Annotated in this window: 7 protein-coding genes; 3 read left to right on the forward strand and 4 right to left on the reverse strand. The window is 42.7% G+C overall.

Annotated features, from left to right (window positions below):
- Together QZ735_RS00775 and QZ735_RS00780 are read left to right on the forward strand one after the other, a co-directional pair.
- On the forward strand, positions 1–1,185 hold a 1,185-nt coding region (locus QZ735_RS00775), incomplete at its 5' end, for a T9SS type A sorting domain-containing protein (protein WP_294243293.1).
- 302 nt (positions 1,186–1,487) lie between these two features.
- A complete protein-coding gene (locus QZ735_RS00780; protein ID WP_294243295.1) occupies positions 1,488–2,012 on the forward strand; it encodes a DUF1440 domain-containing protein in 525 nt (174 codons plus the stop codon).
- A 135-nt stretch (positions 2,013–2,147) separates the two neighbouring features.
- Here QZ735_RS00780 and QZ735_RS00785 read toward each other — a convergent pair whose 3' ends face one another.
- The 4 genes from QZ735_RS00785 to QZ735_RS00800 form a co-directional block, all read right to left on the reverse strand.
- Positions 2,148–2,558 carry a hypothetical protein gene (locus QZ735_RS00785; protein WP_294243297.1) on the reverse strand — a complete coding sequence of 137 codons (411 nt, stop codon included), beginning with the start codon at positions 2,556–2,558 and terminating at the stop codon, positions 2,148–2,150.
- A gap of 45 nt (positions 2,559–2,603) precedes the next feature.
- The gene (locus tag QZ735_RS00790; protein WP_294243299.1) at positions 2,604–2,735 is read right to left on the reverse strand and encodes a hypothetical protein; all 132 of its coding nucleotides are present in this window, start codon (positions 2,733–2,735) and stop codon (positions 2,604–2,606) included.
- Positions 2,736–2,801: 66 nt separating this feature from the next.
- Entirely contained in the window at positions 2,802–3,158 is a 357-nt protein-coding gene (locus tag QZ735_RS00795) for a hypothetical protein (RefSeq protein WP_294243300.1), read from the reverse strand.
- Between the two features lie 4 nt (positions 3,159–3,162).
- Positions 3,163–3,324: a hypothetical protein gene (locus QZ735_RS00800; RefSeq protein ID WP_294243302.1), complete on the reverse strand. Its 162-nt coding sequence runs from the start codon at positions 3,322–3,324 to the stop codon at positions 3,163–3,165.
- A gap of 213 nt (positions 3,325–3,537) precedes the next feature.
- On the opposite strand from QZ735_RS00800, the gene QZ735_RS00805 reads away from it, so the two are divergent.
- Positions 3,538–4,538 (forward strand): nucleoid-associated protein (locus QZ735_RS00805; protein ID WP_294243303.1); only part of this gene is annotated, 1,001 nt, incomplete at its 3' end.

The raw sequence follows: 4,538 nt of genomic DNA on the forward strand, positions 1-4,538 counted from the left end.
GCAAGTGCCGTTTCAGGAACCACAGTAGTAACCAACGTTGCGTGTAACGGAGCTTCTAACGGAGCGATCAACTTAACGCCAGCGGGAGGAACAGCGCCATATACTTTCAACTGGGGCGGTGGAATCACGACTGAGGACAGAACAGGCCTTGCTGCCGGAACGTATACGGTAATTATTACCGACGCGAATGGATGTACAGCTACGGTAAATGCAACGGTAACCCAGCCTGCAAGTGCCGTTTCAGGAACCACAGTAGTAACGAATGTTGCCTGTAACGGAGCGTCCAACGGAGCGATCAATTTGACTCCAGCGGGAGGAACAGCGCCATATACTTTCAACTGGGATAGTGGAATCACAACTGAAGACAGAACCGGCCTTGCTGCCGGAACCTATACGGTAATTATTACCGATGCGAATGGATGTACAGCTACGGTAAATGCTACGGTAACTCAACCAACCGTTCTCAGTGCAAGTACTTCACAGACCAATATTGCGTGTAATGGAGGATCTACGGGAACCGCAACCATTAGTGTAGCGGGCGGAACTGCTCCTTATACGTATTCATGGTCTCCGTCAGGAGGTACAGGAGCTACGGCATCAGGATTGTCTGCCGGAACCTATACGGTAAACGTTACCGATGCTAACGGATGTACCTTAACGAGAACATTTACCATTACACAGTCTGCACCGGTAGCGGCCCCTACAGGAGCGGCCAGCCAGAGTTTTGCTCCCGGAAGTACGTTAAGTGCTTTGGTAGTCAATGGACAGAACATCAAATGGTATGCTTCGGCTGCTAACGCCCAGAATCATGTTAACAGCCTGCCGATTGGTACACCATTGGTAAACAACACCACTTATTATGCTACGCAGACCCAGGGCTCTTGTGAATCGACTTCTTATTTAGCCGTATTGGCCATCAATTCTACTCTTGGAGTCATTGATGGTACCAAATCGGAGTCACAACTTCAGATCTACCCTAATCCGGTAAGGGATATTTTAAATATCAGCGGACAACAGGTACTTGCCAAAGCAGTCATTATTGCAGCTGACGGCAGAAAAGTAATGGAGAAGAAGCTTGAGAAAAATGAAAGAAGCATCGATGTCAATGCATTGCCTCAGGGAATGTACCTGATCCAGGTATTTACCGGAAACAGTGTACAGACCTTTAAATTCATTAAAAAGTAATGTGTTTTTATAAATCATTGCCACATACGTAGTAATGAGCAATACGAGGCTGCCTGAACAAGGCAGCCTCTTTTTTTGTTATCCTAAAATGGTAAGGCAGCAACAGCAGACATCCGGGGCACATATATTGTTTATAAATCATTGATTCCGGATAGATAAGCATTTAAAATAATTTAATAATACATTTTTGAATTTTAAAATTTTGATTGTAAAGCCAATAGCAAAAAGCTAATTGCTATCAGCTACTTAGATGTAGGTTATGCATCTTGTAAGCCCGATAAAAAATATGAATAATAAATGATATGATGAATACAACAACAAAAACCATTGTAATCGGCGTTGCTGCCGGATTATTTGCTTCCTGGATAAAATCTCTTGCAGAGCCTCCTCTGCAGAAAATCGGGGAGAAGAGATTTCCGCCATCACCCGAAGCGCTGGAACTCAAAGGTGCCGATGTTACCGGGAGGCCGGAAAAAATGCCGCCTGCTATACTGGCAAAAGACTTTTACCATACCGTAACCGACCGCGAACTTTCCCATGAAGAAACCCTTCAGGCTATGACATTCATCCATTACGCGTTGGGAGCCTTTGTCGGCATTACCTATAGTTATGCTGTAAGTAAGAACAGGATATTTTCCCTGGCAGGAGGTGCGGCAGCCGGTGCTGCGGTCTGGGGGCTTACCCATGGTTCGGTTGTTCCGGCGCTGGGATTACAGGGGAAAGTAAAAGATATGCCTGAAGCCTGGTGGGTGTGGGAATTCGGCTCCCATATTGTTTTCGGGATTGCTATGGAGCAAAGCCGCAGGATTCTTTATCGTCTCTTCTGATTGTTCCATCCTGAAATCCGGAGCTCACATGTCCATCCTCGGCAGACAAATAACAGTAAGATAAAATAAGATTGATAAGGATAAGTAAGCAAAATAATAATAAAAACTGCCGGACTGTGAAGTCCGGCAGTTTTGTTATGCTTGCGATACAGGTTTTTTAAACATAATTTCATCCAGTTTTGTCTGATTCAGGTGAATCTGCTGGAATTCAATCGGCATATACTGGTAGAGAAGCTGCCAGTTCTGTGCTTTGGTCAGTTTTTTGAAACTTTCAAAAGACCTGATAAAAAGATTCTCGATCATGGTTCTTACATAATGGTTCCCGTTCTGGTAAATCCAGTCCATCAGTTTAATATGACGGGCAATGATGTTAACCTTTGATTCGTGCAGTAATTTTTTAAGATAATTAATAGTCAACTGCATAATTCCTGCAAAATTGTCCTGAACGGACAATTGATTTATTTCCTGGCGTATCGGCTGATAGAAAAATTTCAGATATTCAACAGCTACTTTTTGATCAATAGTTTGCAAGGGTGCGTTCATCATATTACTATTTTTCATTGTCCGTAGATATAGCCAAAACCATACCAATTAAAGACATGCTGCAAAAATAAATACGCCTGCAATAACTGCCAGATGGGTGGCCCAGATTTCAATCTGCTGCCTGGAATTCGACTGTTCCCAACGTTGCCAGTCGGATTCTCTTCTGATTTTCTTTCTCATACTCATGTGAAAAATGTAATAAAACAAGGTGGATCTGTAATGAAATGGAGGAAGACTTCCATTCACTTAAATACTATGGCTGTAAATTTGCCGGGCATAGACTTTCTGTAACTCCGGAGAGAGACGGTTGAAAATAGCGTCACGGTATTCCTTGGTGCAGAAAGAGGTAGAGTTGTCCAGCGAATAAACAAAGGAGTTTTCAATAGCATTTTTTACCATTGCATCACCTTCGTGGTACAGCTCGTCCATTTTTTCAAGGCATTTGAAGAGGCAGTCGGTATTGTTCTGCCGGATCATGTTTTTCATCTTATCTGTCAGGAATTCAATGAGGTGATAAGAATTCTGTATTCTTGTTTCGTTAAGTCCGTCACAGATTTCCGGAATCGAGACGGTAATGTCCTGGGTGACTTGTAAATAGTTCATATAATTAATGATTTGGTTCTGACATTCCGATCCATACACTCAAAGCAACCGTCATCAGAATTGCGGAAATCAGCAGTCGGTAACGTTTCATCCATTCAGGGGTCGCCGGTCCTCTGCTTCTGAGTCTTCTCAGGGTATCGATTCTGTTCAGGGTCTTCAAGTCCATTGTCGTTAGGTTAGATATTCACAATCATAATGCCAAATTCCGTACCTGTGGGATGTGTTTTGTTTTATCAGGTTGTAAATCAGTATTTTGTGCCAATTCTGGGGACGGGAGTCCTTAAAAAAGCCTATCAGAATGATAAGGATTTTATCAGAATGAAATTCTGCGGATTCTCTGATTTAATTAATATCTTTGCACTCCAAAATATTCAGGATCATGTATTCAAAAATCGTAGTGCACAGAGTCGGAAATAAAATCAACGGAGAATCTTTAGTGATTTCGCAGGAAGAGCTGCAGCTGGAAGAAGGCATGGCAGAGCTGCTGGAAAATTACTTCCTGGGATCTTTCAAGTCTGAAGAAACCTTTCATTTCTACAGCGATTCTTATCTGGTGAATAACCCCGTTTACAGCTCGGTATCCGAGATTTTTGATGACAAGGAAAAATTCATGTGGGAATCCGAGAATATTGCCAGGCATCTTTTTGAAGCGGCGGAAAACCCACGGGTACAGGGCGGAGAGCTGTTTGTCGTTTACTTTGAGGACGAAAGGGAAGGGACCGAAAAGGTAGATAAGATCGGGATCTTCAAAACTGAAAAAAGAGAGTCTTTCCTTAAAATCTCTCCGCAGGAAGATCGTTTCGAAATAGAAAAAGACCAGGGAATCGGACTTTCCAAGATTGATAAGGCAGCCCTGATCTACAATAACGATAAGGATACCGGATACGTACTTTCCGTAGTGGACAACAATAAAAACGGGGATATGTATTATTGGTTTGAGGATTTCTTAAAGGTAAAGCAGCGTGACGACGAGTATTTCCATACCCAGGAAGCGCTGATGGTGTACAAAGATTACATCACCAAGCAGCTGCCGCAGGAATTTGAAGTTTCCAAAGCCGACCAGGCCGATTTCCTGAATAAATCCATCAATTTCTTTAAAGAAAAGGAGGAGTTCAAACTCGATGATTTTGCGAGTGAAGTACTGGGCGATGAGCATGTCATTGAAAGTTTCGTTAATTTCAAAACGGATTATGAGCAGGATATGCAGATCAACATTGCTGAAGAATTTCCCATCAGCGAAGCGGCCGTTAAGAAAACGCAGCGCCATTTCAAAAGCATCATCAAGCTGGATAAAAATTTCCATATCTACATCAACGGAGACAGCAAAAAACTTGCACAGGGTGAAGATGAGAACGGAAAATATTATATGCTGTATTTCGA

Source organism: uncultured Chryseobacterium sp. (assembly GCF_913776365.1).
In the GTDB taxonomy this organism is placed as follows: Bacteria; Bacteroidota; Bacteroidia; order Flavobacteriales; family Weeksellaceae; genus Chryseobacterium.

What these genes read in the sequence shown, in the direction of transcription:
- QZ735_RS00790 (WP_294243299.1), bottom strand. Translation starts at nt 2,735, where the DNA reads ATGAGAAAGAAAATCAGAAGAGAATCCGACTGGCAACGTTGGGAACAG.
- QZ735_RS00795 (WP_294243300.1), bottom strand. Translation starts at nt 3,158, where the DNA reads ATGAACTATTTACAAGTCACCCAGGACATTACCGTCTCGATTCCGGAA.
- QZ735_RS00785 (WP_294243297.1), bottom strand. Translation starts at nt 2,558, where the DNA reads ATGATGAACGCACCCTTGCAAACTATTGATCAAAAAGTAGCTGTTGAA.
- QZ735_RS00800 (WP_294243302.1), bottom strand. Translation starts at nt 3,324, where the DNA reads ATGGACTTGAAGACCCTGAACAGAATCGATACCCTGAGAAGACTCAGA.
- QZ735_RS00780 (WP_294243295.1), top strand. Translation starts at nt 1,488, where the DNA reads ATGATGAATACAACAACAAAAACCATTGTAATCGGCGTTGCTGCCGGA.